This is a genomic window from Furfurilactobacillus milii (assembly GCF_021654115.1).
Lineage (GTDB): Bacteria > Bacillota > Bacilli > Lactobacillales > Lactobacillaceae > Furfurilactobacillus > Furfurilactobacillus milii.
This window is the reverse complement of record NZ_JAIWJF010000004.1, coordinates 51,924-78,772: the sequence shown is the minus strand read 5'-3', so window position 1 is coordinate 78,772 and position 26,849 is coordinate 51,924. Positions and strand designations below refer to the sequence as shown.

The window sequence follows — 26,849 nt, the reverse complement described above, 5'->3', positions numbered from 1 at the left end:
TGAAGCCGAGGGGGCACGTCTTCACGACAGTCCTGTGCAGTAAATTCGACTCAAACCGTCTCATTAACAGCACCCTCACGGCTTCCGCTCAGTTTTGGCTCCCTTCGACTCATTTGGCCGCACTTTTGTTTTTGAACTTTAAAAATCTGATTAAGTTCTAGCACTTATAATCAAAGCACTAAATAAAAAGAACGTTCATTTGCAAAATTTCATGATTGCAAAACCGCTGTATTAGCAAGATAATATAGCCACGCTGTCAAAAACGCGCAGGCAAACGAGGAGGGTAACATGGCGAAGACCGAAGAAGTTGAATTGACTAACATGGTACTGGTATCGGATAACGAAACCAACCAGATTTTGGTTGAGGATCGCAAAAATCCTGATTGGCCTGGTTACACATTTCCGGGTGGTCACGTGAAGGCCGGCGAAAGTTTTGTAGATTCTGCGATTCGAGAAGTGAAGGAAGAAACAGGCCTAGACATTCATAATCCCATCTTTTGTGGGATTAAAGAATTTATGACCGAACATGGGCGTTATGTTGTCGCACTGTTTAGAACCGATTCCTATTCGGGGGAATTGCGATCGTCTGATGAAGGCAAAGTTTGCTGGATGCGACGTGATGAAATGTTCGAACATGAAATTGCGGACGGCATGGATAAATTACTTAATGTTTTTGAAAAACGCAGTGTGTCTGAACTGACATACTTAGAAAATCCGGATGGCGAATTTAAATGACTGAAGAGGCTGATGATCTGCTGTTTAAACGTGATAAACGAACGTTTAACGTGCGCACAAGTGGACTGCTAATTCGAGACGACAAGGCACTACTCCATTGTGATATCGATGACAATGGTCAATCGTATTTTGCATTAGTTGGTGGCAAGGTTAAGTTTGGCGAGTCCTCTATTTCTGCGATTAAGCGGGAGTATCGGGAAGAACTTCATCTCGATGTGCTGCCCAAACGATTACTGTGGGTGATGGAACATCAATTTGGGACACCAGAAGATATGTGGCAACAAGTTAATTTCGTTCATTTACTCGACAGTCCACAATTAGCCAACTTACCAAACGAACGGTTTAGCATCGGCCGTCACACATTTGAATGGATTAACTTAAAAGACTTTCCGGTCATGCCAATTTATCCAGCAATCATTGGACAATCGACAACATTGCCTACTGTTGTTCAATACGTGAATGATATTGACGACTGAAGTGATTGCTCGCTCGAAAAATGGTAGCAAATCGGGTATGATGAATGTACACAATGGTTGTGAACAAATTCTCTTCAACCAATAAAGATGAAGCGAGGCAGCGGGATGAAAACAGCTGTGATCACGGACAGCGCCAGTTACTTAGATCCTGAAGTAGCGAAGGCTGCTGGTATCCGAGTGGTGCCAATTACTGTAATATTTGGCACCCAAACCTACTTAGAAAATGTTGATATTACCAGTGAACAGTTTTACAAACGGATGCGTGAAGAAAAGGCAATGCCATCGACTGCACAAGTAACGATGATGCAGATGCAGGAGCAGTTTGATGAACTGATCAAAGAAGGCTATGACGAAGTGATTTGTATTCACTTATCGAGCGGTATTACGACGTTCCTGCAAAACCTTGAAGCGTATGCACCAACCGTAAAGGGAATCAAAGTTTATCCGTTTGATTCGCGAATGGCTAGTGAAGGTGAAGCTTGGTTGGCCTTACTGGCTGCTAAGATGGCTAAGGCTGGCAAGAATGCTGCTGAAATTTTGCCAGTGCTTGAACATTTGCGTGAGACGACCCATGTGTACTTCGTGGTAGACGATTTAAGTCACTTGTTACGGACGGGTCGGATTACGAACAGCTCAGCTTTTGTGGGTAACTTATTGCGGATCAAACCGATTCTGACGTTTGAAGATGCTAAAATTGTTGCCTTAACGAAAGAACGAACAGCCAAACGTGCCTTCCAGAAAGTTAAGCGTGATTTTGAGGCGTCATTGGGCGATGAAGATTATCCGGTGCGTGTTGGCGTGATTGACGGGAACAACCCTGATGCCAGTGCCACTTGGATGAGTGATTTAACCAGTGAAAACCTGAAAACGGACGGTGGCAAAGATCCTCAGTTTGAGGTTGCTCACATTGGGCCTTCTATCGGTGTGCATACCGGCGAAAAGGTCATGGGCCTCGTCTGGGCCGAGGACTGGCAAACGCTGGGAGAAGAATAACAGAGTGATGCCGAAGCCCGGGAGAAACCGAGCAATAACGGGTAAGCCAAGTATTCGGTGGGTTTCCGAATGCGTTGGCTTACGTGTTATGCACAGGATTCTGGGCGACAGGTGCACGTTTTAGAAAGAGTGATGCCGAAGCCCGGGAGAAACCGAGCAATAACGGGTAAGCCAAGTATTCGGTGGGTTTCCCGAATGCATTGACTTACGTGTTATGCACAGGGTTCTGGGCGACAGGTGCACGTTTAAACAGAGTGATGCCCAAGCCCCCGTACCATTCGTAAATTAAACTTCAATCTCAAAAGGGTTCCAAACACCGTTAGCGCTTGCTAATAATGTTTGGAACCCTTATTTGTGTCAATTTAGTTAGGATTGTTTTCTGATCTTTTGGACCTGACTAACTGGGATTGTCCGAGCCACACTGTGTTGATTGTTAGCACCGCTGGGAAAGCCCATTGTTTCTGCCACAACGTACAAAGGGCGTTCGCGCGACTGACTGAACACGCGGCCGAGATATTGCCCCAGAATGCCGATACTGAGCAGCAGTAGGCCACCTATCAGCAGGTCGACCGCCAACAGGAGTGTCGTTCCGTTAAAACCTGTCCAGATAGCCGAGATTAAGGTAAGGACAGCGGCCATACATAGGAGCCCGCCTGTCCAATTAGCAAACTTCAGGGGTAGGTTTGAAAACGATGTGATGCCATCCATTGCCAGACGGACCATCTTGCGAAGAGGATATTTGGAGACGCCTTTGGTGCGTGGTTGGCGTTCGTATTCCACTGCGGTTTGTTTGAAACCAACCCAGCTGACCATGCCGCGAACGAAGGGTTCATCCTCATTCATTCGTTCGAGGACGTTGACCACTTTGCGATCCATCAAACGAAAGTCACCGGTGTCAACTGGAATGTCAACGTTGGTGATGCTGTGTAGAATGCGATAGAAGGCTTTAGCGGAGGTTTTTTTGAACCAGGATTCACCATCGCGTTGTTGTCGTTTGCCATACACCACATCAGCACCTTGATGCCAGGCAACTACCATATCTGCAATGACGGCTGGTGGGTCCTGCAAATCCGCGTCCATGACCACAACGGCCTGACCCGTAGCGTAGCGAATGCCTGCTGTAATCGCTAGCTGATGGCCAAAGTTACGGGAGAAACGGACAAGCCGCATCTCTGGATGGAAGGCGATTGCCTTACGAATTTTATCCGTTGTTGTGTCATTTGAACCGTCATCAACGAAGATAATTTCGTAGCGTTCAGGTTGTTGGCTGACAAACCCTTGAACGGTTCGAATCGTCTTCATAATGAGCGCTTCTTCATTGAAAACGGGCATCACAATAGAAATAAGTTGATTTGAAGTATTCGTCATGGTTGCCTTCCTCCTTAGTTCAGTTTGTACAACGTACCGCCGTTGCCACCCATGCCACCAGCACCTGGCTGACCCTGTTTGTTTGAACCGGTTTTGCTGGACGGCTTCTGCGACGGTTTGGTCATCTGCTTGGATGTGCCAGACGTTTTTGGGGTGGTTGATGGTTTTTGAACACCACTAGGTTTCTTTGTTCCCGATGGCTTCTTCATGCCAGACGGTTTCGACCCAGAAGGCATTTGACCGCCGGGTTGGCCACCTTGTCTACTGCCCGTTGGTTTAGTCGCCTTCTTGCTGGCGCTACTGATTGTTTTGCTTTCTGATGTGCTTGTAGCACCCATCATGGAGCTAGCACTTGTACCGCCGTAAGTTTTGGCGCTTATCTTGGTACCGTGTTTCTTAACCCAGTTCACAATGCTGCCACTAGTGCTCTTACCGGCAACGTAGAAGTATTTGACCTGACCGGCTTTGACCAGTTGCTTAAACTTGGCAAGCGAGATTGCATTATCGGTACCGTTGAAACCACCAATCGTCATCACAGATTTACCAGTTTTAATAATATATGGCGCGGCGGTGCCTGAATCCATTGTGGCAAACAGATATTTGGCGTTGCCATCGTGCTTTTCGAGATACTTGATCAGTTTAGTGTTTGCGGATTCGTTACCCATACCACCGCTGTTACCACCACTTGTTAATAAGTCGGGGCCAGCTGTTGGAATGGCCGCTGATTCACCTGCAATGGTTGGTGTTAATGACCAAAATCCTGGCGCTAGTGACAGCAAGGTGATCGCAAACGTACTGGTAACGGCGACTTTACGCCAGCTCGTAAATACGAAAGCAATCAACGCTGCCGTAATGGCAGACCCGCCAGCGATAAGCCAACTTAACCACGGATAGTAACTGTAAACGTACCATGCTTGCAGCGCCGCTGTGGTGAGTAATCCGATAGCAAAGATATATCGTTGCCAAGGTTGACGACCTTCTTTGACGGATTTTACAAACGTGGCAATGCCGATTCCGCCCAGAACAGCAAGCGGTGGTGCGAGCATAATCATGTAGTAGGGATGGAAGAAACTAGCGATACTGAAGAATCCGGCAACTGGCACGAGCCAACCAGCCCAGTACCAGAGCTGTTGTTGATTATGCGTTGTTTGCCACCACCGTTTCTTACGGTCAGCTTCATATAAGTAAGCGCCAACTAAGCCAGTTAATGCCAGTGGGAAGAACCAGCTGACCTGACCGCCAAGTGCTTGCTGGAACAAACGGAATGGGCCTGTGGTACCGATGTTGAAGGCACCGCCACCACCGCCGGCACCGTCTCCTTGTTTGCCACCAGTCATGCCAGTTGGTGCGCCACCTTTGGAACCACCGGGCATCTTGGTTCCGGCCATCATTTTGCCGCTGGCTTTTTTACCAGTTGGCTTGGTGCCCTTAGCACCGGTCTTTGATCCTGACGGCGGGGTGCCCGTTTTGCCCTTAGTTCCCGTTGGCGCCTGACCAGATTTGCCTTTACTGCTACTGCCCATGCCTGGGAAGCGACTACCGGTGCCGGTCGATTGACCGAGCAAACGTTGTGAACCGTTGTAACCAAAGGCTAAGTTTAAAACGGAGTTCGTTGATGAACTTCCAATGTAGGGACGGCTGTTCTTGTTGGTTGAGTCAACAGCGACTGGCCAAGCTAACGTGAAGACTGCTAAAGCAATCGTTGCCATTGCCAGATGGACTATTTTTTTCTTCCAACCAACCGTGCTGGCAATCCAGTAGAAGGAATACATCGCAGGTAACAGCATAAACGCTTGCAGCATTTTAACGTTGAAGGCAACGCCAATAAGTGCAAACGAAACGATTACGAGCCATGTTTTCCGTTTGGCAACAGCACGTTGTAAAAGAAAACCTGCGAGTAACAAGAAGAAAACTAACGTTGCATCCATGTTGTTGGTCCGTGAATCGGCCACCACAATGGGTGTAATCGTCATGAACAGGGCAGCTAAATTACCTGCCAAACGTCCAAAGTAAGGTTTGACCATGGCGTAGATCAGACCGACCGAGCCAATTCCAAACAGGACGGACGGTAACACGACACTCCAGCCGTGAACGCCGAATATTTTGGCACTGATTGCCATGAACCAGAGGGCAACCGGTGGCTTATCCACCGTAATGAAACTGGCCGGATCAAAGCTGGCATACCAAAAGGCCTTCCAACTCTTTGTCATACTGACGATTGCGGCCGTGTAAAAATCGTTGGCCTGGCCGGCCTCCCAGATATTCCACCCGTAGAGTCCGGCAGCGAGGACAAGAATGGCGACTAACCACCAGTCCCATCGTTTAACAAACTTACGCATAAGGTCACTTCCTATCGTTTAGTTTCAAACAAGAATGCGTGATTAATAATTGCTTGAACATTGTTGATTACGATAGACCTGCTTGCATAAAGGGGACTTAAGCGAAACTAAAAGGGAGCTTAAAACGGGTATACCAATTCATTATTGCTAGGAGCCGCATTGCTGCGCCAACGAGAGACGCCGTTTCGTGGGACCGGTCTCAGCTTCCTTAAAACCGGCGTCTTCAACCTCGATTTTGAGCCACAAACCGTCTCAAAAGTCGCCCAGCAATACTAAGTGGATAAAAACCATCCACTTAGTATTGCGTTCACGAAACTTTGTCCCTCATTGGCTCCACAACGCTACTGTAGCAGTTTTCTCTTTTTTCAGTCTCTTTAGTTTTAGTTGCCTTTTTCAGTAGAAATAATTTCAAAAAATAGGGTAATACAGACTTCTACCCATATTTTTGTGCAGAAGGCCTTATTGTTCAAAAATTGTCAAAAACTATGCATTACGAATAATTTATCGAAAATACAAAAAAACAGCAAGTTAGTTCTCACTCGAGAACTAACCTGCTGTTTTTATAAAATCGTGATTTAATTAGCTTACTTCTGGTTAACCTTAACAATCAGTACATCAACATCCGCATTGCGGCTGACATAGTTGGTAACAGAACCAACCATTAACCGTTCAACGGCGTTCAAGCCGGTCGTACCCATGACGATCAGTTCGTTACCGTGGTCCTGAGGAAATTCACGCGAGATAACTGGTTTTGGATTACCAAAACGAACGTGAATGTCGACATCTTTAACACCGGCTTTTTCAGCCTGTTGTTTCAAAGATTCCAAACGGTTTTGAACGTCTTCAACCAAACGGTAGATGACATCGCCACTTACAGCGCCACCATAACTGTCCGAGAATTGGTTAACCTCCAAAACGTTCAGGATGTCTAGGTGCGTATCGTTGCGTTTGGCAACCTCAATTGCCTTTTCCAGAACTGGTTCAGTGGCTTTCGAACCATCAACTGGGGCAAGAATATTTTTGTATTGCTGTAACATCGCTGTGTGCCACCTTTCTATCAATCAGGAACTCTACTGCTTTTGCCTTATCTTTATTATACCTTTTATCAGTCATAATGTAAGCGATTTACTAATTTATGGGCACTAAATGTAAACTTATTTGGTTGCCAATAATTAATGGCCTGGTCAAATGAAAGGTAATATTCAGCATTTAGAAAGTTTGTGAAATCACAAAACGAAACACTGTCAAATTAGCAATTGTGTCCGCTTTCAGAAAGTGCTAACATCATTGGTGAAAGCGTGATTCATCTATTTATAAGTTGTTACAAACCGCTGTACTGGGTGAATCATCAATAAAAAAGATGCTTAGGGGGATTTAACGCTATGTACTATGTTTCGATGAAATCGCACAACATTGGTGAGAACTTAGCCACCGAGCAATATTTGATGAACAACAAGAAGTTTGATGAACCGTTATTACTATTCTACTATGAGGAACCATGTATCATCGTTGGTCGCAATCAAAACACTCAGGAAGAAATTAACCAGAAGTACGTTCAAGAACACAACATTCGGGTAACACGTCGGTTATCTGGTGGCGGTGCCGTTTATCAGGATTTAGGTAATTTATGTTTCAGCTTCGTGGTGGACTCAAACAGTGAAGAATTTGGCGACTTCAAATCTTTCACAAAGCCAATCGTAGATGCCTTACACAAAATGGGGGCCACAACCGCCGAAGTTTCTGGTCGTAACGATATTCTCGTTGATGGCAAGAAGTTCTCTGGGAATGCTATGTACACCCGTAATGGGAAGACATTCTCACACGGCACGTTAATGCTTAACGTGGATCTTGATGTTGTGACACATGCACTTAATGTGCCAGAAGATAAGATTGCTTCCAAGGGGATCAAGTCCGTTCGTTCACGGGTTACCAACTTGCGTCCTTACTTGGATAAAGAGTATCAAGACATTGATGTTCCAACGTTCCGTGACATTTTATTGAAAGAATTGTTTAACGTTGACGACCTTGCTGACATCAAGGACCGTGAAGTCCAAGTTACTGACGATGATCAGAAAGAAATCGACAAGTTGTACGAACAATATTACAATAATTGGGACTGGGTTTACGGTAAGTCACCAGAATTTACGGTAAAGAAGCGTCAGCACTTTGATTATGGGACGATTGATGCACGTTTGAACGTTGATGATGGTAAGATCAACAACATCAAGTTCTACGGGGATTTCTTCGGACCAGAAGATGTTTCTGCACTGGCTGACAAACTGACGGGCGTGAAGTATGACCGTGACGATTTAGCATCTGCTTTGGCAGACGTGGACCTGGCAAAATATTTCGTCGGCATTTCGAAAGAACAATTGGTCGATTTGTTGGCATAGAAAGGTTTTTGTCTAGATGAGAGATGTACGTGTCGTCAGCTTGACGATTGCTTCCTGGATTTTCTACACGATCGTAAATGCGGGGGTGTACTTTGGCTTTGGCAAGAGCGCGAGCCAGCAGTGGCCACATTTTCTAGCAAACGAGGGCATTATGTTAGTCTTCGTCGCTATCCCTGTCATTATGTTTGCACTTAACTGGCGGTTTTCAGTATATCCGCAGTCTTTCGTTCTGATTATTTTGACAGCTGTGCTACTCTTAGCGGTGGTACAGACGTTTACGGGCCACGGGGTGGTTTTCATAAACGTAATGATCGATCTGTTTGCGGTAATTGGTTTAATTACCAACTTTGAAGCCTTTGTGGCGGGAGCGCGATTCCGTCGCAATTACGAGGAAAACAACCGCATTTGGGTCGAACGCAAAGCAAATAAACAAGCGAACGGGAGAAAGTAACCATGGAAGAAAAAGTTGCCGATTTTTTACAGGCATTGCAAGATGAAACGTATGTGGCAACCTCATCCACAACCACGTTTGACAAACTTAATGATGATCCAGAAGGCGTCATGGCTGACAGTATTGCTTTTGCACAGAAACAACTAGCAGCCGGTAAATTAATTCAAACACGGGTTGATATCACCGGCTTCCACGATGTTGAAATGAATGTTCGTTTAGAAAGTTCATTGATCAATTTGCCGTTTGCCTACGCGAATGAGATTGATAAGATGCTTGATCCTGACGATGAACGTGAAGTAAATCTGTATATGATTTTCGATTCGCCAGCCATCAATGTGTCCAAGATGCGAATTGATATGGCCAGTTCTGTTCAGGCGTTTTTGGACGATCCAGATTCCGTGAGTGCCAAGATTACTGACTGGCTTCGTGAACAGGTTGAAAAACTAGAAACGGCTGATGCTGAAAAAGAAGCCGAGGATTAGTTTTCACAATTAAATAAAGGTTTCAATTGCGGCGAGTATTAGTGAAAAGTGGTCTTTTACTGATACCCGCCGTTTACATAAGGTGGGTTTGAACAATGATAACAGTTTTTTTAAAGGGTGATCCCAAGACAGCTGAGGGGATGGCCGCATACATGAAGAACAAGTTTCCGCTTGCTGGTGTTAAGTCACCAGGACGTAGGCAACAGGAACATACACTGCTGGTTGACAGTAAGCAGTTAACGTTGTCGGCATTGAGACGACGGTTTGCGACACTATATGCACTGCCAGAGCGTGAGTATCAATACGTTGCCATTGATATGATGCAGCATAATGTCACTCGGCTAACACGGGATGACTTAGCGTGGCTGAGTGACTATATTACGGTTAAACCTTGGTGGGATAGTGTCGACGCTATTCGTGGAGTGATTGGCCGCGTTGTCAAACGTCATCCAGACTGGTTAGCAGAAGTCGGCACGTGGTATAAAGAAAAGCCCGACTTCTGGCAACGCCGGGTGGGCATTACCTTGCAGTTAGGCTTTAAAACGTTAACGGATGAAGCATATTTACGTGAGATGATGCTGGCCGATTTAACGACCGACGAATTTTTTATCCAAAAGGCGATTGGCTGGGCACTACGCGATTACAGTAAGACTAATCCGGATTGGGTACGTCAATTTATCGCTGACCATCAATCCAAGATGAGTTCATTGGCCGTCCGTGAAGGGAGTAAATATCTCAATTAAGGTCACGAATCGCATCAACCCATTCACGCACAAACCGAACGACTTCGTGAAGGATAATCGGTAGCAACGCAATACCAATGCAGATAAACGTAAAGTAGTTTTTGACAAACTGTGTTTTGCCAAAGAAAAAGCCCGCCAGCGTGGCGATTAAGATCCAAGCCACGACGCCAATCGTGTTAAATAGATGAAATTGGCGTTGATCCATCTTAGTTTCGCCGGCAATGAGCGGCATGAAAAGGCCGACAATAGGAACAAACCGTGCGATAATTAGAAAACTACCCCCGTACTTCTCAAAGTAGACTTCAGATTGAGACAGTCGCTTCATGGTTTTACTTTGCGACTTACCCTCATCGCGTTTTTGCTGAATATGTGCATCAGCACGAGCTTTCATGCGGATGCCAGTGCGGTATTTGATGGTCGATCCGACCAGTGTCATCACCGCAAAACCAATCAATAAGAGGTAGATGTTGAGCACCGAAGACCGGTTCGCAGAAATTGCTCCGGCGACAAACAGCAGCGACTGCGCTGGTAAGAATGAGAATAACAGGTAGGCACTTTCTAAAAAGAGGACAGTAAATAGCACCACATAGCCCCAGTAGTTAAATTGGTTGGTCCATGGCACTAAAAAGGATAGTGGATGGAAGATAAATTCAAGCACCCACGCCAGGCGGGTGGAAGTCAGGAAGTTTGTCATAGTAGTCTTACTATACTTGCAAACGACTAGAATGCCAAGCAGAGGGTACGTCGTGGGCAAACTTTGTTGGACATCTTGCTAAACGAAGGTGTTATAATAACGACGTAAAAAGGACGCCACTTGCGATGGCATGCCTACCGATCCGCAAAAGCGGTGGCGCTAGATGATCAACGAGCAATCGTCAACTGTCCAAAGTTGAGACGACTGCCCGTTTTTTACGTTAACAGCAGGCCATAATGGCCACTATTAACTGAACGACCAAGTGAATGAGTTATTGTCACATGAATCATCCAATTGTACTGACTCTTTTTAGGATGAACATGTTATAATGACAACGTAAAAAGGATACCACTTGTGATGGCATCCTACCGATCCGCAAAAGCGGTGGTGTGTTGCGTTAACGAGCACTCGTCAACTTCCCAAAGTTTACGATGACTGCTCGTTTTTTACGTTAACAGCAGGCCATAATGACTGCTGGTATCAACACACCTACTCACTTTTTTAGATGAGTGGCGTTGCCGGTCGGCGTAACGGACATGCGACTAGCTCAATGAGCCAGCCTCAATCCACACAGATATTAAATATGCACTTTCAGCCATAAAATGCTGACTTCTGCGCATCCCACATTTGCATTCATCTCAATAAGATGTTAGTGTATTTACATGCGATGAGTCGAGATCAGCCAGACGGCAGTAATGTCGTTCCTCTGCGGAGGCTAGTGGCTATCGAAGCCGGGGGCACGTTTTTCCTTCGTATAAGGAGTGCTTGATCGTTCGTGTTGTGGAACACGGCGGCCCACCCACCGACTACTAATTGGGTGCCGGTACTCAGTTCTTCGTGATTGAAGAACCCCTCAAGTCTGGGAGGTATACCAGACACGCCAAACTAACTTCTATCATTTATGATAGAAGCTTTTTTTTGCTCATTTTGTTGGTGCTTGAGTTAAGCATTCAAAACAAGCGAAGTTGGCGAGTATGCTACACTAATAGGTAAGGAGTGCGGCCTGAGCACTAAGTAATCGCCAAGCCGCACAAAGAGGAGGGCACACATGGAATTAAGCACATTGCATCACATCGCAATCGTCGTTTCAAACTACACGAAGGCCAAGGATTTTTATATAACGAAGCTTGGTTTTCAGATGGTCAGTGAATATGACCGTCCAATTAAACATGATACCGTGATCATGCTTTGTGCTGGCAACGTTCAGTTGGAACTCTTTGTGCGTCCAAACAGTCCGGCACGGTTAACGTATCCAGAGGCCCTGGGATTACGCCACATTGCCTTTATGGTAAAAGATGTGTCGCAAACGGTGATTGAGTTAGCTGAACTGGGTGTCAAGTCTGAACCGATTCGCCATGACGAATTCACTGGGAAGGCGATGACGTTTATTCACGACCCTGATGGGCAGCCAATTGAGTTGCATGAGTAGTTGCCAATGGCTCGTGAACCATCTTGATGTGTGGTGTGTGGTTGAATAAGAACACATCGCCCACAGCGTGAAAACCAAATTTTGTATATAAACCCTGAACCTGTTCTTGGGCTTCGATTTCGACGGGTAGATCGCTGAAGTGATCATTTAATACTTGCATGATCTGTTCGAGTAGCAATCGTCCGTAACCTTGTCCACGAACTTCGGGAATCGACAGCACGCGGCCAAACGTCACGTGCTTTTCTTCTGTGAAAATTCGTGCGTATGCAACAAGACGACCATTTTCGTAATCCATTAAGTGCAGGGCTGCCTTGTCCTGTTCATCGACTTCTTGATAAATCCGGTTTTGATCAACCACAAAGGTCTGGATTCGTGCATAGAAGATGTCGTATAATTCATTTGGAGTGAGTTCGGAAAACCGTTTTAATTGCCACATAGTGTTACTTCTTTCGTTATTAATGGCATTTAGTATAGTTTTATTTTATTGCAAATGCAACAAGGAGTTTAAAATGATTGATGAATTAAGACAAATCGGTACCTTTTCACGGCGCGCTACGGCGAGCGCCAATCACGAATTCGCATCTCAAGGACTGAACAATAATCGTTTTCAATATCTACTGCGGATTTGTGAACGGCCGGGACTCTTTTTTGATGCCTTGGCTGCGGACATGGCTGTTGACCGCACGACAAGTTTTCGGGCCGTTCAAAAGTTAATTGCGGAAGGTTACGTCGAGAAACGGCCGGACGCAGTTAACAAAAAAGTTCGTCGGTTATTTCCAACAGAGAAGGCCACGGCACTGTATCCAACCATTCATCAATTTGAAGCAGGGGTGGCTGACCGGACAATCGGCTCGTTAACACCCGGGGAGCAGCAACTATTAGCGGAGCTACTAACTAAAATTAATCAAAATCTGTAAACAGTCTTAAAGTGATTTGTAAGCAAAAATGACAATTCTGAAAATTTCAGAATTGTCATTTTTTAAACGCTTTGTTGAAAAGCAATAATCTTATCAGGCTGAGTGTTGGTTTAAGAATTATTTATCTTTATTCTGTCTTTCATGCCAGTAGCTGTACAGATTATACAGACCAATCAGCAATAACACGAATCCAAACGCACCACTGGCCAATTGCTTGTCCCAGATGCCAAAGGCTAACAGGAAGATACCACCAGCCAAAAAGGACAATGCGTCACGTAATGTTTTACTCATAAATACCTCGTTTAATAGCTTATTTGACGATGTATACTCGATCGTGAATGAGGTCGAATCGGCTAAAATTACGATTTAAAGGTTCACTTTCCGTCAGATCAGCGTTTTGCCAAAATGTCTTAGAGTCGGTGGCACCGTTTTGCTCGCCAATGACGATGAACTCAGGTTGATTTTTCAGCTGGCGAATTTCTTGAAGGACTTGCCAGTCAATCTCCTGACCATCTGGCGACCAGGACATGACAATGCTACCGACTTGGTCACCGTACTTTTCGATGGCACTGAGCGCATCGAGTTGTTCAATATTGGTCACGGGGTGCTTGCCGGTTTCGTTTTCTTTCGTCCAGTCCTTGGAGTCGGTAGTGAAAATCTGTTGTGAAGGTTGCTTGTCCCGCAATCCCTTTGAGATATAGCCATTACCGGCCATGAGTTCGAGCGTTGGGCGACCGTTCAGATATTGACTCAGGTCGTTAACAAACGGTGCGGAGATGTAAGCCCACATGCCATACGTATCTTCGAGGTAGTCGCGGAAGTTCCGAAGGGCAGCGTCCAAACGTGGCAGGGCGTTGGAAAATGCATTCCACACCTTGTCGCCACGTTTGTCACCAATCGGATATTGCTTCAAGACATGCTGATAAACGGTGTCCTGGAAGTTGTCTGGCAACAATAGTTCCGGTAGCGGTTGTGGCAACAGTCCGCGCGACAACAACCGGTCAGCTTCCGATACCTGATTAATCAGGAAGACAGCTTCACCCAAACCGTTAAATTGGTCCCGAAATTGGTTCATTTCGGCAATATAATCGTTGTGCGCACCAGCGTCGGGTCGCAGGCCATTCGCATCCGTTGACGGGGCTACTTTACGTTTGGGTTGCTGTTGAACCTGGCGCTTAAGTTTGCGAAGTTGTTTTGGATTCATACACGGGTGCCTTTCTATTCTTTTTCGTCGTCATAACCAAGATCAAGTTCTTCTTGATGATCAATTGGGACATCTGGACGGCGTGTTTGCCGACCGTGAAGATAGCCTTCAATCAATTGGTACACTTCATAACGGTCTTGGCTGCTCAGTGTTTCGCCGTTAAACGTCAGCCGTTTGCCTGAGAGAAATAATCGGCCTAGATCATATTCATCCAGTTCCGTTTTTCCAGTTAGGTAATCCAGCGAGACGTCAAAGAATTCGGAAAGTTTGCGCACTTCAATGTAGGAAGGGGTCCGAATGCCACGCTCCCAGTTACCAATTTGTGAAGCAGTGTTCGGCTTTTCGTTTGGTGAGAGGTTCTGACTTAGTGCGTCCGCCAACTGGTCCAATGTAATGTGACGACCACGGCGGATAGCACGCAAACGTTCAGGGAACATATTCTCACTTCCTTTCTACAGAGATTGTATGATCTTCGATCCACTTCAATAGTACCGCATAGACCTGCTCATGGTCGCGTTCGTTCAGAATTTCGTGACGCATGTGCGGCCATAATTTGAGTGTCACGTCGGTAAAGCCAGCTCGTTTTAGCGAACGGACATGACGGCGTGGTCCCAAACTGAAGCCGCCAACGGGATCTTCTTTACCACTGGTGAATAGAATTGGCAGTTGTTTGGGGATGCCCTGATGCCATTGTCGTTTGGTCGACAATGTTGTCATCCGAAACAGCACGGAGAAGCCGTTATTGGTGAAGGTGAAACCAGACAACGGATCATTGTTGTAACGATGAACGTTGACGGGATTTTCCGACAGCCACTGAAAGGGCGAATCCTCAGGGAACCGTTTGGCATAAGCACCGAAGGCCAGTCTATCCAGCGTGTGATTAGGTCGGCGGGGCGCAAAGTTGTTGAGGACGGCCACTATGGGTCTGATCACAGCTAGGATCGGATGAGCAACGGCCGAGCCAATCACAACGGCTGCGTCTACCCAACTTCCATACTGAGTTAAGAATAATTGGACCATCATGGCACCCATGGAATGACCGATGATGACGTGCGGGAGACCAGGATAGTCGTGGCGCAGTCGTTTAGTTAGGGTAAACTCATCATTAATGAGATGTTCAATCGGCTGTTGTTTGCCAAAGTATCCGAGTGGTGAATGGCCGACCGAATGACCATGACCCAGATGGTTATCGCCAGCCACGACCCAACCGTGAGCATTGAGAAATTCCGCAAACGGTTGGTAGCGGTCGATGTGCTCTGCCATACCGTGCACGATCTGAATGGTGCCGACGGGCTGCTGATCATCTGGCGTCCAGATGCGGGCTTCCAGTTCGTGCCGGCGGTCTGTGGATGGAAATGAAAACGCAGTGACTGACATGATAACCTCCTTGAGTCATGTGGATTTTGGGTTGAAATTCCGCTTACGGTTGTCAACAGTGACACGCTCGCCGTGGGACCGGTTCAAGCCGGAAGTGCACCGTCTTTCACCTCGCCGCCAAGCCTCGTGAGAATCCGAGGCTTGGCGACCGTCCGTAACCTAAATTCGGACAAACCGCCGAATTAACGTTACCTTCACGGCTCGGTATCACTGTTGACGCCCTTCAGCTAAGATTGCAACTACAACCTTGATTCAATTGAATTCGAAATGGTTGCGTCTGTCGATGATCCAGTTAACTGTTATTTGAGTGAAGATGGGCGGAGACAGAGTTCCGTGTAAACAGTACTTAATGGCAAGATTTTGGCCATTTAGTACTGTGGGACGAGTTCTGAGACGGTTTGTGGCTCAGAATCGAGGTCGAAAACCCAGCGGGGTTGAGACCGGTCCTCATGGAACGGCGTCTCAGCACAGCGTAACGGCATACAAAACTGTTTGAATTTAGTGAACCAAATCGTCGGAGAGTTTGAGGAACTCGTCAATGTCTTTCTTAACCAGATCCGCTCCCGACTGCCAGAAGTCCGGTTTGGTAAGATCAACGCCGAGGTGTTTCTTAGCGAGATCTTCCGTCGACATGTTTGCCGTGTCACGTAAAAGGGCGATGTACTGGTCCTCAAAGTTCCCACCACTTGCCTGAGCCTTCGCGTAAATACCAAGGCTGAAGAGGTAACCGAATGTGTAAGGGAAGTTGTAGAACGGTATCTCATCGATATAGAAATGTAACTTGCTGGCCCAGAAGTGTGGGTGATACGTGCCAAGGTGGTCAGAGAAGGCCCACTTTTGAGCGGCTAACATCAAAGCATCCATCCGTTCAGGGGTCACTTGTCCGTTTAATCGTTCCTTGTAGAAGTTCGTTTCAAACAGGTAGCGGGCGCGGATGTTCATGAACATGGCGACAGGATTATTCATCTTGGTGTCTAATAGGTTGATTTTTTCACCAACACTGGTGGCAGATTTAACGTTAGCGTCAGCCACAACCAATTCAGCGAACGTTGAAGCCGTTTCGGCAACGTTCATTGCGTAACTGCGGCGCATTTCTGGCAGGTCTTTGACGACACTGTAATGGAAGGCGTGGCCAATTTCGTGAGCGACCGATGAGGCATCGTCTGGTGTGCCAGTGTAGGTTAAGAAAATGCGTGATTCTTGGCGTTCAGGGATTTCTTCCATGTAGCCACCTGGTTGTTTGCCAGGGCGGTCTTCAACTTCAATCCATTGGTTGTCAAACGCGGTTTGGGCAAGGTCTGCCATCTTAGGGCTGAACTTACGGAAGTTAGCGACGATGAAGTCAGCCGCATGATCGTAGTCAATCGCTTTGCTTTCATAACCGTCAACCATAATTGGTGCAGTTTGATCCTGCCAGTCATATGTTTGTTTGCCCAGCAAGGCTGCCTTACGATCCATGTAGGGGATGAACATGCCCTTGTTAGCTTCAACAACATTCCACATGGCGTTTAATGTTTGGCGGCTCATGCGGTTCAATTCCAATGGGTGTTTCAAGAAATCGTCGGTGCCGTGCAGCTTGTAGTTCTGCAAACGGAAGCCAGCTAAGTGATTCAACGTGTCGCCGACAACGGCTTCTTGGCTGCCCCACGCCTTCTCATAAGCAGACATGATGTTCTTACGCGTGTTATTGTCAGGCGCACCAGTCAGCTGGTTTAGCGCTTGACCCGCTGAAAGTGTCTGCGTTTTACCATTTTCATCGGTGTACGGTACGCTGATTTGTGAGGCGATGGTGTCGTAATGTGTGCTCCAACCAGTAAAGCCATCGATTGCCAGTTTATTAATGATACTTTCGGATTTTTCGTCCAGTTGTTCAGCTGCTAACTTGCGGTCCTCGGTGAGGTTAAAGGCAATTTCCTTGAAGTCTGGCAGAACAATCAGTGCCTTAAAGTCATCGTCATTAATCCCGGCCAATTTTTTACCAAACGAAATTTCCAGATCTTTAAACGTACTGAATGCTTCGCTGACTTGTGCCAATTTGGGACCAATTGCGGTATTGTTGAAATCCGCGGACTGGTGGGCGGTCCAGAATACGTTGAGTTCCATTAAACCGTTGATATCTGTCTCCCGGTGCTTCAAGTAATCGGACAGACCGTGGTATGTTGGTGCATCCTTCGCAAGGTCAAGGGCGGCCAATTCAGTTGCCAGCGTGCCAAGATCTTGGTTTAATTCCTTTAAACGTGCGTTTGCCTGCGGTGAATCGTAACCACCAGGGAAAATGTTTTCCAAATTCCAGTTCTGTTTGTACTTCATGAAATCCCTCCGTTTACCAACAATGTTACCGCTATTATACCAGTCCTGGTGCACAAACGCCCGTTGTGTCAGGTGAGGAATCGTGTTAAAGTTAGACAATTAGAACAGGGGGTTAACTAATGGCTAAACATCAGATGCGTCATAGCGGTCAGCCAGTAAAAAAACATCACCGCGTGTTGTGGATCACACTAATCGTGGTCGTTTTATTGCTGGTTGGTGGGTTACTCGGCGCTGGCTCATACTTCTTTCAAGTCGCCGAAGTGCGCAGTCACAAGGCCTTTATCAATAATGCGCCCATGAAAAAGACGGACCCACTGTATCAAAAAGATCAGTGGTTCCGTCAACAGAAGAAACAGCGGTGGACCATTACTGGTCAACCAGGCAATCTTAAATTAGTTGCCAACTACTTACCGGCGGCTCAGGAGACCAACAAAACGGTGGTTATTGCCCACGGATTCGGTGGTAACAAAGAAAAGATGTCCGCCTACGGGACGATGTTTCACGACCTCGGCTTCAACGTCTTAATTCCTGATGATCGGGCGGCTGGTCAGTCACAGGGTAAATACATTGGCTACGGTTGGCTGGATCGAAAAGATTATTTGAAGTGGATTAATCTCGTTATTGAAAAGAACGGACAAGACAGCCAGATACTGATGGACGGTGTTTCTATGGGCGGTGCGACAACAATGATGGTCAGTGGCGAACGCGACGTGCCTAAGCAGGTAAAAGCCTACATTGAAGACTGTGGTTACACTTCCGTGAAGGATGAAATTAACTATCAGGCGAAGTCGATGTACGGCATCCCGTCATGGCCGCTGGTACCTATCGTGAGTGCAATCAGTCAGGTTCGTGCTGGCTATAACTACACGGAAGCCAGTTCAGTGAACGCTGTCAAACGCAATCAGCGACCCATGCTATTCATTCATGGTAGTAAGGATACGTTTGTCCCAACGAAAATGGTTTACCAAAACTACAAGGCTGCCGCCGGCCCAAAGGAATTGTGGGTCGTTAAGGGCGCTAAACACGCAGCATCGTTTAAACATGATCCGGCGGTCTATCAACAGCATGTAGAAGCGTTTTTGAATCAATATTTTAAATAGTGAACAAGAGAAAAAGACCTTGGTCAACAGCTATTTGTACTTTACTTAACTGTTGACCAAGGTCTTTTATGGTGTGAAAGATTTTATTTAAGTGGGCTAAACAAAATCAGTTGTAGCCCGATTACACTTACAGCAGTAATAGCATAGTTCCACCACGGAATATGGATAACCGTCCGGTGAGTCCGTGGCGCATTCTCGGTGAAACCGTGTGAAGTCATCGCTTCAGCGAGATTTTCCGACCAGTTGAGGGCGGCGACAATCGCTTTAAATAGCAATTGCGGTGACCAAAAATGCAGGTTGATACCGCGCATTTGAGCGCTAGCCCGAATGATCTTAACCTCGCTACGAATTTTAGGCACGAAGTTAAAGGCACCTAGCATTCCGTACACAAACGTGCTGGGAATATGGGCATTTTGTTCGAGAGAAGCTAGGGTTTTCTCAGTTGTTGTTGAGAATGTAAACAAACCGCCAAGAAAAGCGTAGGCATAAATCCGCGTGGCCATAACCCACGCAAAGTGCACGCTTTGAGCAGTCGAAAAATAGCGGATGGAAAACCAGATACCGACGGCGGGGATAAGCGGCACGAGCAGTAATCGCACGTACGATAAGATCGGTGCACGATGACGTAACATGACTAAAACGGAGATGGCGATAATAATGACGTTTGCCCAGATCACAGACGTAAACGAGATTTCAACACCTACGAATAGGACTAAAATCAATAAAATTGTTGGATTCATAGGCTGGCCTCATAACTCAATTGATGATGATTTAGATGCAAGTGGTAATCCGCGTATTGGCTGACGTCGGTTAGTTGGTGCGTAATCATTAATACGGTGTGATGCTCTTCTAAAACGGCATGACGCAGCAACTTAAGCACCGTGTGAGCTGAAACGAGGTCGAGTCCGGTCAACGGCTCATCTAACAGCAATGTCGGCACATCCATAATCAGCATCAATAGTACTTGCAGTTTCTTTTTTTGACCTTCACTCAGCGAGTACACGACCTGATCATCGCGACCGGCTAAATCTAGTGAAGCCAAAGTCGCGTCAATGCGACTTTGCGTCCAAGCTGCGGTTTGCTGATATTTAAGGCTGAGCGCAATTTCTTCCGCTACGGTAATGGTCAGAAACTGACTTGCGGCTTGTTGAAAGACGAGAGCAACGTGTTGCGCGTACTTTCGAGCGCGCAATTTGCTGATTTCCTGTCCTTGCCATTGGAGAGAACCGGTGTAAGTTTGCAATTTTACCAGTGCATCAAACAGTGTTGACTTGCCCGTGCCGTTTGCGCCAGTGAGCACAACGAATTTGTCTTGGGGGATGTTCAGGCTGGCATCGTTAATGAGTGGTGTTTGGTGGCCCACTGTGAAGCCATCTAGTGTGAACTCAGGCGATAGTTCAGCGACTGGTAGGGCAATGGGCGCAGGCTGATGTTGGCGTTGTTCAAAAGCGGCGAATCTTGTCTGTGCCTCACCAGCATCAGCTTGATGGACTTGGTGACGTTCACCGTCAAAAATATACAGTTGATCAATGAGTGGTTCATAATCGGACAAATCGTGATCTGCGACAATGATTGTTTTGTGGTATTTTTTCACTAATGTGGTCAGTTGCGTTAACAGAAATAAACGGGCATCTGGGTCAATGTTAGCAAACGGCTCATCTAGTAGGATGACCTCAGCGTTCAGCGCAACAATTACGGCTAGGGAAACCTTTTGTTGCTCGCCACCGGATAATGTGGTGAATCTTCTGTCAGCAAAATCCGTGACGCCGGCAAAATCCAGTGCGTCACTAACCCGAGCGTCCATTTTATCAGCGGGAACTTGCAAATTTTCGAGTGTAAAAATTAACTCATTGCGTGGCGTTTCCATCGCAAATTGTTGACTGGGATTTTGAAACATCATTGCTACAAGTTGAGCGCGTTTGGAAGCTGGCAAATCTACTACCGGCTGATCATTAACTGTGATGGTTCCGATCGCTTCGCCCATAAAAGCAGGATATAATCCGGCAATCAGTTTGAGCAGCGTGGATTTTCCAGTGCCAGACGGGCCCGTCAGCAGGTTAAAGGTGCCGTCATCAAACGATAAGGTTTGGTGTTCGATGACCGGCGGTAATGTGGTTTCATAGTGAAATGTAACATCGTTCAAATTAATCTTCGACATGCAGACAAGCTCTTTTTCTTAAGAATTGGCGGTGCTTATTAGGCGTGACGACGGTCTAATAAATGTGACCGGTCAAGCAGCTTTGTGACTGCAGAAACCAGCAGGGCGCCGAAGACCCACATGGAAATGAAGCGGGTGATAAACAAGGCGACAATCATCCACGGATGATAAGCGGCGTAACCGGAACGAACCAAGTCCCAAGCAAACGTCACGATCGCGGTCGTCAGGGCAGATAGCGATAAACTTGCCATGTCATAACGGCGGTACAGGGTGAACGTAAACCCAAGTTCCGACCCGAAACCTTGAACAAAACCAGAAATCAGTGTGCTTGGACCCCATTGACCCCCGATAATGGCTTCAACGGCTGAGGCTAGAAGCTCGCCAATCGTTGCTGCACCAACCTTTTGCAACATGAATGCTGCTAGCGGACCAGCCATCGTCCACAGGCCCAACAGAATGTCGTTTGCAAACGGCGCCATACCAAGTGGCGTTAGGGCTAGCGTCAGTCCGTTGTACAGAAAACCAGTGACAAAGAAAATAATACCCATGAAGATAGACGTGATGGTGATGAGGATGACATCGCGTAAATGCCACCGGTTAGAATGTGCTGCTTTTTGTTGCATTGTCTTTCCCTCCGTGTTGAGGATGCTGGTTGCCCGCAAAATAACCCGATGATTGCGAAAAAAGACCTCTCACAATCGTCGAGCCTGATGTGAGAGGTCGTATTTCCGTATTGTAAATAACCCGTTTGCACGGATTCCGGTTACGTATCTCCCTTCGCCGGTATTAACCGGATCAGGTTCAATGGGTTTTATCTCAGCCAAATGGCACCCCAGATATAATGTTATTACGGAATTATCTTAGCTGAAACCGGTTCATATTTCAAATGAAACCTTAGTGAGAAGTTGGCTGCTGGTGTTTGAAAACAAGTTTATGTTTAGTCAGCAAACAAACGTAGTGATTAATTAGTGTGAGCGGCGAACGGCTAAAATGGCCCCACCAATAATCGGCACAATAATGACGCCGGCAATCATTTCCGCAATTCCATTGACGCCAACCAGTGATAATAAAATCCACGTGAAGGTGCCACTGTGTGGAATGCCGGGAAAGTAGATGTGGAACATCACGATGGTAATCCATGAGAAAATAACAACTAATGCCGTGTTGGTAAATGAAGCCATGAAGCCTGACAAAGTTAATGCCCAACCACGATGTTGTCGTTTGACCGCCAATTCTTGAAAAATGTACCCAACGACGATTCCAATCATTACTCGTGGCAAAATCGCGGTGACAGGATTACGAAATAGGAAGGCACCGAGGTTGTAGACTGTCGTCCAAGCCTGAATGAGTGACGCTAGACCCCAGACGCCACCGATAAGGCCGCCCCACCATGGTCCCATGACAATTGCGGCAATCGCGACGGTAAACTGAATGATTGAAATTTGAATGCCAAGTGCAGTGAGTCCCAAGGGAATGTAACCTAAAAAGGGTACCAAAACCTGAACAATGATAATCGCAATAAACAACGCAGCCAACACGAGGTTGCGGGTATTTGTGCTTGAACTTGATTTCATATGGTTAGCCTCTCGGATAAAAGTTTAGTCCTCAGTCGTTGATGAACAGTCTAGTCGAGCAGGACACGAATGCCCATGACGATGTTATAAAACCACAATACTAATGATGCAAGACCAAATGCTCCGATAGAAAGGAGTGTTAACCAACCCATCCCAGCGTTTGGTCCGATGGTTAGGCCGTAAACAGCCACGAAGAAGAAAATTCCGAAAGCCATCAATGTTGGCAATAACTGTGTCCAGAAGGCACGTGCGGCATGTGTTGTTACATCGCGTTGACCAGCGGCTGCAATCCAAACAACTAGTGGAAATAAAACGGGTAGAAATAGAATGCTTAGGTAACTGAGGGCACTTAAAATTTTATGTGTCATGATACCTCTCCTGTATTGATAAAATTAATACTTTTATTTTACGCTATCCCGTTTGATCACGCCAAAAGTTTTGTTCAGAATTGACCGTCTACGAGATAGTGCAGCGCTGGCGACTACGGTTGTCAATATTGATACGCTCCGCCGTGGGACCGTCCGCAACCTAAATTCGGTCACACCACCGAATTAACGTTACCTTTACGGTTCGGTATCAATATTGACGCCTACGTCTAACGTAGTCGAAATTTCCGCATGGACGGCATTTAATTCCCGGCGCCGTTTTTCTTGAAATTTCTTGTTGGTATTTTAGCGCTTCACTAGCGAAGTGAAGCTGATTGAAAACAGAGTTCCGTGTCAACAACACTTAGCGGCATGAACTTGGGCCGCTTAGTGTTTGTGGAACGATTTCTGAGACGAACTGTGGCTCAGAATCGAAGGTGAAAACTGCTGGTTTTGCAGGTTGAACCTGGTCCCGTGGAACGGCGTTTTCAATCGGCGTAACGGCAGTGAACTGTTTAAAGCCAGGGTTCAAAAAAATTCGCAAGAAAAACGACTCCGCCAATTGAGGGGGAGTCGTTTCGGATATTTAATATCGCACAAGGCGATGTTAGTTAATTTTAGTGTTTGGCAAACAAGTTTGTTAACAAGTCCATGAAGTGGGCCAGGTAGCGTTCCTTGTCGACATCCACAGCAACCTTCATGTTGGTTGTTGGGTCGTTCAAACGTGCAGTGTCACCGATTGTACGGCCAACATCGGCAGGGTTAGCTGGGTCATCATGAGTAACTTTCATGTTCAAATCGATCAACTTAGCATAACTAGGATCAATGGCAACACCAACGGCCAATGGGTCATGAATGGCACAACCGTTCTTGTCGATGTCCAAGTTGTAGTAAGCGTCGATGTAGTAGTCGGTAATGTCGGCATACTTTTCACCGGCAACCGTACCTAAGTCACGCCATTGTTGTGTTTCTTTCTTCGTTAACAATGTCCGCAGGGTAACATCCAAGCCTACCATTGTGGACTTCAATGGTGAACGGAAGACACGGTCGGCAGCGGCTGGATCTTGGTTAATGTTAGCTTCTGTGAAGGCTGTAACGTTACCAGGAACCGTCAAAGCACCACCCATAAAGGTCATGTTACCAATTAACTTGGCGATTTCAGGGTCTTTAGTGATGGCTGCATCCAAGTTGGTTTGTGGACCAGTTGGAACCAGAATCAAGTTATCATCGTATTTGTGAGCAGCGTCGATGATAAAATCAACTGCTCCTTCTGATTCAACGGCACGCTTTGCCTTTGGTACCTTAACCTCACCAATTCCGTTGACACCATGAATCTTTTGACTGATTTCCATCACGTCAAAATGATCCGTGGTGCTTGAGTGTGATTCACCCAAGAAGACAGGCACATCAGTGGCACCCAGTAATTCCAATAGATCCAGTGAGTTTTCAGCTGATTTATCAACCAGTACGTTTCCGTATGATGAAACGATCCCAATCAGATCAACTTCTGGTGAAGCAACCGCATAAGCAATAGCCAGGGCATCGTCAACACCAGTGTCCAAATCAAGAATCATTTTCTTTGTAGCCATCTTGTAACCCCCGAAAAATAAGATTTAACACTGTGAAAGTGTCTATTTACACTCTCAATAATAGACGAATGAAAGCCCTTACTCAAGTCCTACCGTTCATTTCTCATTTTCTTATTAAGTTATTCCAGGCCAAATGCGGATAGACCAGTGACAAGATTAATCAATATCAGTAGCAGGGATAGCGGTTGGTAGCTGGCTTTTGATGGTCTGAACCATTTGCTCAACAGCGGCCGGGTGCCAATTTTTGCGGAACAATAGCTGAATGTGCAGTTTTGTGGGAATGTTCGGAGTTAAACGTTTTAGCAACCCATTTGCTAATTCGTCCTGGATTACGAAATCTGGTAGGAAACTGAAGCCCAGACCAGCGCTTACAGTTTGCTTGATGGCTGCCAAACTCCAGACTTCCATCGTTTGCATATGCGTCTCGGGATATTGTTGATGGCGATACTGTTCAAACGCCTGTCGGTAGCCACACTGTTTTTCATTGATAACGAAGTGGGCTTGCGGTTGTGCCAAGATAGCTTCCAGTGTGGTCGGCGCATCTCTGGCCGCAACGAGCGAACAGCGTTGTGTGCCTAAGTCAATGACTGATAATTGTGGATCTGGCTTAAATAATGGCCACAGCATTAGGGCAACGTCGGCCTGGTCGGATAGTAATAATTTGCGGTTTTGAACACAGGTTGCATTGTTAATGGTGAGATTAACGAGGGGGTTGTGTGCGGCAAAACTTTGCAGAACAGGATTCAAACCGTACAGCATTAATGATTCTGGGACAGACAAACGCAGTGAGCCACTTAGTTGATGAGGTGTTGCCAGGTCAGTGACTTGTTGATAGTTCGCTAAAATGGCGTCGGCAAGGGGGACCAGTCGTTTGCCGGCCGGGGACAAACGTAGTGTCTTACCGCGAAAAAGAAAGGGTGGTTCGCCAATGACACTCGCTAGTCGTTTCATTTGCGCAGTAATTGTTGATTGCGTGTAATTAAGTTCGGTAGCGGCAGCCGAATAGCTACCGGTCGCCAAAATGATTTTAAATGTTCGAAAGTACTGAATATCCATAAGCATTACCTCCAGCGGTGACGTGAAAGAGAACTATCACCTTTTTGTCTTTTTAGTGTGATTCAATATTTTCAATAGTTTAGTTTAAAAAGTTCAATTTTTGTGAATACTAATTTGTCCTTATACTAGATAAAAAGAGAATGTTGCGCAAGCTGGAGGCAATTTAAAATGGAAAGAATAATTGATACACAGAATCTGCACATGGCTGTTAACATCAGTGGTCCTAGTGATGGTCAGCCATTGATATTACTCCACGGCTGGCCGGATAGTTGGCACACTTGGGATGCAATGCTGCCGGTATTACACCAAGCAGGTTACCAGACGTTTGTTCCGTCACTGCGGGGATTTGGACACACTTGCTTCCGACATGAACAAACGCGCCGGACCGGTAGCTTTTTTGCATTGGCTCAAGATATTAAGGATTTGATCGATGTATTGCAATTGGGGCAAGTACGCGTGATTGGTCAAGACTGGGGCGCGTTTACAACGTTAGTGATGAGCAACCTATGGGGGACGGCCGTTGTTCGCAGTAGTGTAGTCCTCGCAGAGGGGTGGCAAACGTTTGGCAACCTATCCCTAGAGCAAATTCAAAATTTCTGGTACCAGTGGTTCATGACAACGGAACAGGGTGAACGCTATGTCCGCAATCATCCATTAACATTTGCCGAACATATGTGGCAAGTGTGGAGTCCGCGCTATGTGCTAACCGATACTGATCGCGCCGACTTTAAAGAAACGTTTGCCAATCCAGATTGGGCTGCCGTGACGCTCGATATGTATCGGTCCCGCTGGGGATATGCACCGACGGATGGGCATTACGCACCGTTAGCTGAACGGTTACAACGAAATGATCGAATTTCAGTGCCAACGTTAAACATAATCGGTCAGGCCGATGGTTGCACTGATTATCGCCAAGCTAGTTCAATGGCATCGTTTATGGATGGACCATTCAAACAGGAATTGTGGCCGCAAGCAGGACACTTTCTCCAACGTGAACAGCCAACGCGAGTCGTCAATGAAGCCATTCAGTGGTTTGAACACACTAAATAACGTAACTAGAAAATCGTGCTGTGACAAAATAACAAAATAATCATAG

General features: G+C 46.4%; 29 protein-coding genes and 1 riboswitch. Of the genes, 11 read left to right on the top strand and 18 right to left on the bottom strand.

What is annotated here, in order from left to right:
- The first annotated feature begins 288 nt into the window (after positions 1–288).
- The 3 genes from LDK34_RS06285 to LDK34_RS06275 all read left to right on the top strand — a co-directional run bounded on the left by LDK34_RS06285 (position 289) and on the right by LDK34_RS06275 (position 2,204).
- The gene (locus tag LDK34_RS06285; RefSeq protein WP_161004451.1) at positions 289–735 is read left to right on the top strand and encodes an 8-oxo-dGTP diphosphatase; all 447 of its coding nucleotides are present in this window, start codon (positions 289–291) and stop codon (positions 733–735) included.
- On the top strand, positions 732–1,211 hold the full coding sequence (locus LDK34_RS06280; RefSeq protein ID WP_178943123.1) for an NUDIX hydrolase: 480 nt from the start codon (positions 732–734) through the stop codon (positions 1,209–1,211). The genes LDK34_RS06285 and LDK34_RS06280 overlap by 4 nt, the downstream gene beginning before the upstream one ends.
- Before the next feature lie 105 nt (positions 1,212–1,316).
- The gene (locus tag LDK34_RS06275; protein ID WP_017261550.1) at positions 1,317–2,204 is read left to right on the top strand and encodes a DegV family protein; all 888 of its coding nucleotides are present in this window, start codon (positions 1,317–1,319) and stop codon (positions 2,202–2,204) included.
- Between the two features lie 366 nt (positions 2,205–2,570).
- On the opposite strand, the gene LDK34_RS06270 is transcribed toward LDK34_RS06275, so the two are convergent.
- The 3 genes from LDK34_RS06270 to LDK34_RS06260 form a co-directional block, all read right to left on the bottom strand.
- On the bottom strand, positions 2,571–3,572 hold the full coding sequence (locus LDK34_RS06270; protein ID WP_236941578.1) for a glycosyltransferase family 2 protein: 1,002 nt from the start codon (positions 3,570–3,572) through the stop codon (positions 2,571–2,573).
- A gap of 14 nt (positions 3,573–3,586) precedes the next feature.
- Complete coding sequence (locus LDK34_RS06265; protein WP_236941577.1) at positions 3,587–5,911, bottom strand: glycosyltransferase family 39 protein; 2,325 nt, start codon at positions 5,909–5,911, stop codon at positions 3,587–3,589.
- Between the two features lie 584 nt (positions 5,912–6,495).
- Entirely contained in the window at positions 6,496–6,948 is a 453-nt protein-coding gene (locus LDK34_RS06260; protein WP_178943120.1) for a universal stress protein, read from the bottom strand.
- Between the two features lie 345 nt (positions 6,949–7,293).
- On the opposite strand from LDK34_RS06260, the gene lplA reads away from it, so the two are divergent.
- The 4 genes from lplA to LDK34_RS06240 all read left to right on the top strand — a co-directional run bounded on the left by lplA (position 7,294) and on the right by LDK34_RS06240 (position 9,980).
- Positions 7,294–8,304, top strand: a complete 1,011-nt coding sequence (gene lplA, locus LDK34_RS06255; protein ID WP_161002173.1) for a lipoate--protein ligase — start codon at positions 7,294–7,296, stop codon at positions 8,302–8,304.
- Positions 8,305–8,320: 16 nt separating this feature from the next.
- Entirely contained in the window at positions 8,321–8,755 is a 435-nt protein-coding gene (locus tag LDK34_RS06250; protein WP_017261544.1) for a hypothetical protein, read from the top strand.
- Positions 8,756–8,757: 2 nt separating this feature from the next.
- Positions 8,758–9,237, top strand: a complete 480-nt coding sequence (locus LDK34_RS06245; RefSeq protein WP_161004457.1) for a hypothetical protein — start codon at positions 8,758–8,760, stop codon at positions 9,235–9,237.
- Between the two features lie 95 nt (positions 9,238–9,332).
- Complete coding sequence (locus LDK34_RS06240) at positions 9,333–9,980, top strand: DNA alkylation repair protein (protein ID WP_236941576.1); 648 nt, start codon at positions 9,333–9,335, stop codon at positions 9,978–9,980.
- On the opposite strand, the gene LDK34_RS06235 is transcribed toward LDK34_RS06240, so the two are convergent.
- Positions 9,973–10,674, bottom strand: a complete 702-nt coding sequence (locus tag LDK34_RS06235; RefSeq protein ID WP_178943118.1) for a VTT domain-containing protein — start codon at positions 10,672–10,674, stop codon at positions 9,973–9,975. The genes LDK34_RS06240 and LDK34_RS06235 overlap by 8 nt on opposite strands.
- 1,048 nt (positions 10,675–11,722) lie before the next feature.
- On the opposite strand from LDK34_RS06235, the gene gloA2 reads away from it, so the two are divergent.
- A complete protein-coding gene (gloA2, locus tag LDK34_RS06230) occupies positions 11,723–12,103 on the top strand; it encodes an SMU1112c/YaeR family gloxylase I-like metalloprotein (protein ID WP_017261540.1) in 381 nt (126 codons plus the stop codon).
- Here gloA2 and LDK34_RS06225 read toward each other — a convergent pair.
- Positions 12,060–12,539: a GNAT family N-acetyltransferase gene (locus LDK34_RS06225; RefSeq protein WP_178943117.1), complete on the bottom strand. Its 480-nt coding sequence runs from the start codon at positions 12,537–12,539 to the stop codon at positions 12,060–12,062. The two genes, gloA2 and LDK34_RS06225, sit on opposite strands and share 44 nt — an antisense overlap.
- A gap of 73 nt (positions 12,540–12,612) precedes the next feature.
- Between LDK34_RS06225 and LDK34_RS06220 the strand changes: the two genes are divergently transcribed.
- Positions 12,613–13,020: a MarR family winged helix-turn-helix transcriptional regulator gene (locus LDK34_RS06220; RefSeq protein WP_178943116.1), complete on the top strand. Its 408-nt coding sequence runs from the start codon at positions 12,613–12,615 to the stop codon at positions 13,018–13,020.
- A gap of 117 nt (positions 13,021–13,137) precedes the next feature.
- Here LDK34_RS06220 and LDK34_RS06215 read toward each other — a convergent pair whose 3' ends face one another.
- From LDK34_RS06215 to LDK34_RS06195, 5 genes are all read right to left on the bottom strand, one after another.
- Complete coding sequence (locus tag LDK34_RS06215) at positions 13,138–13,311, bottom strand: hypothetical protein (RefSeq protein ID WP_161004464.1); 174 nt, start codon at positions 13,309–13,311, stop codon at positions 13,138–13,140.
- Between the two features lie 19 nt (positions 13,312–13,330).
- A complete protein-coding gene (locus tag LDK34_RS06210) occupies positions 13,331–14,224 on the bottom strand; it encodes an SAM-dependent methyltransferase (RefSeq protein WP_178943115.1) in 894 nt (297 codons plus the stop codon).
- 14 nt (positions 14,225–14,238) lie between these two features.
- Complete coding sequence (locus tag LDK34_RS06205) at positions 14,239–14,661, bottom strand: helix-turn-helix domain-containing protein (RefSeq protein ID WP_017261531.1); 423 nt, start codon at positions 14,659–14,661, stop codon at positions 14,239–14,241.
- 4 nt (positions 14,662–14,665) lie between these two features.
- Entirely contained in the window at positions 14,666–15,601 is a 936-nt protein-coding gene (locus LDK34_RS06200) for an alpha/beta fold hydrolase (RefSeq protein ID WP_161004466.1), read from the bottom strand.
- A gap of 498 nt (positions 15,602–16,099) precedes the next feature.
- A complete protein-coding gene (locus LDK34_RS06195) occupies positions 16,100–17,911 on the bottom strand; it encodes a M3 family oligoendopeptidase (protein WP_178943113.1) in 1,812 nt (603 codons plus the stop codon).
- Between the two features lie 119 nt (positions 17,912–18,030).
- On the opposite strand from LDK34_RS06195, the gene LDK34_RS06190 reads away from it, so the two are divergent.
- Positions 18,031–19,011 carry an alpha/beta hydrolase gene (locus LDK34_RS06190; protein WP_225439118.1) on the top strand — a complete coding sequence of 327 codons (981 nt, stop codon included), beginning with the start codon at positions 18,031–18,033 and terminating at the stop codon, positions 19,009–19,011.
- An 83-nt stretch (positions 19,012–19,094) separates the two neighbouring features.
- On the opposite strand, the gene LDK34_RS06185 is transcribed toward LDK34_RS06190, so the two are convergent.
- The 8 genes from LDK34_RS06185 to LDK34_RS06150 form a co-directional block, all read right to left on the bottom strand.
- Positions 19,095–19,751 carry an energy-coupling factor transporter transmembrane component T gene (locus tag LDK34_RS06185; protein WP_178943112.1) on the bottom strand — a complete coding sequence of 219 codons (657 nt, stop codon included), beginning with the start codon at positions 19,749–19,751 and terminating at the stop codon, positions 19,095–19,097.
- Positions 19,748–21,169 (bottom strand): ATP-binding cassette domain-containing protein, encoded by a 1,422-nt coding sequence (locus LDK34_RS06180; protein ID WP_236941575.1) that lies wholly within the window; start codon positions 21,167–21,169, stop codon positions 19,748–19,750. The genes LDK34_RS06185 and LDK34_RS06180 overlap by 4 nt, the downstream gene beginning before the upstream one ends.
- Positions 21,170–21,207: 38 nt before the next feature.
- Positions 21,208–21,792: an ECF transporter S component gene (locus LDK34_RS06175; protein WP_161001819.1), complete on the bottom strand. Its 585-nt coding sequence runs from the start codon at positions 21,790–21,792 to the stop codon at positions 21,208–21,210.
- Positions 21,793–21,924: 132 nt separating this feature from the next.
- A riboswitch (TPP riboswitch) is annotated at positions 21,925–22,014 on the bottom strand.
- A gap of 120 nt (positions 22,015–22,134) precedes the next feature.
- A complete protein-coding gene (locus tag LDK34_RS06170) occupies positions 22,135–22,743 on the bottom strand; it encodes an ECF transporter S component (RefSeq protein WP_178943110.1) in 609 nt (202 codons plus the stop codon).
- 50 nt (positions 22,744–22,793) lie between these two features.
- Positions 22,794–23,111 carry a magnetosome magnetite crystal formation protein family gene (locus tag LDK34_RS06165; RefSeq protein WP_178943109.1) on the bottom strand — a complete coding sequence of 106 codons (318 nt, stop codon included), beginning with the start codon at positions 23,109–23,111 and terminating at the stop codon, positions 22,794–22,796.
- A gap of 361 nt (positions 23,112–23,472) precedes the next feature.
- Entirely contained in the window at positions 23,473–23,652 is a 180-nt protein-coding gene (locus LDK34_RS06160; RefSeq protein WP_236941574.1) for a hypothetical protein, read from the bottom strand.
- Positions 23,653–23,725: 73 nt separating this feature from the next.
- The gene (locus LDK34_RS06155) at positions 23,726–24,697 is read right to left on the bottom strand and encodes a nucleoside hydrolase (RefSeq protein ID WP_236941573.1); all 972 of its coding nucleotides are present in this window, start codon (positions 24,695–24,697) and stop codon (positions 23,726–23,728) included.
- Positions 24,698–24,853: 156 nt separating this feature from the next.
- The gene (locus LDK34_RS06150; RefSeq protein ID WP_178943108.1) at positions 24,854–25,753 is read right to left on the bottom strand and encodes a LysR family transcriptional regulator; all 900 of its coding nucleotides are present in this window, start codon (positions 25,751–25,753) and stop codon (positions 24,854–24,856) included.
- 168 nt (positions 25,754–25,921) lie between these two features.
- On the opposite strand from LDK34_RS06150, the gene LDK34_RS06145 reads away from it, so the two are divergent.
- Positions 25,922–26,803 (top strand): alpha/beta fold hydrolase, encoded by an 882-nt coding sequence (locus LDK34_RS06145; RefSeq protein WP_178943107.1) that lies wholly within the window; start codon positions 25,922–25,924, stop codon positions 26,801–26,803.
- Positions 26,804–26,849 lie beyond the last annotated feature (46 nt).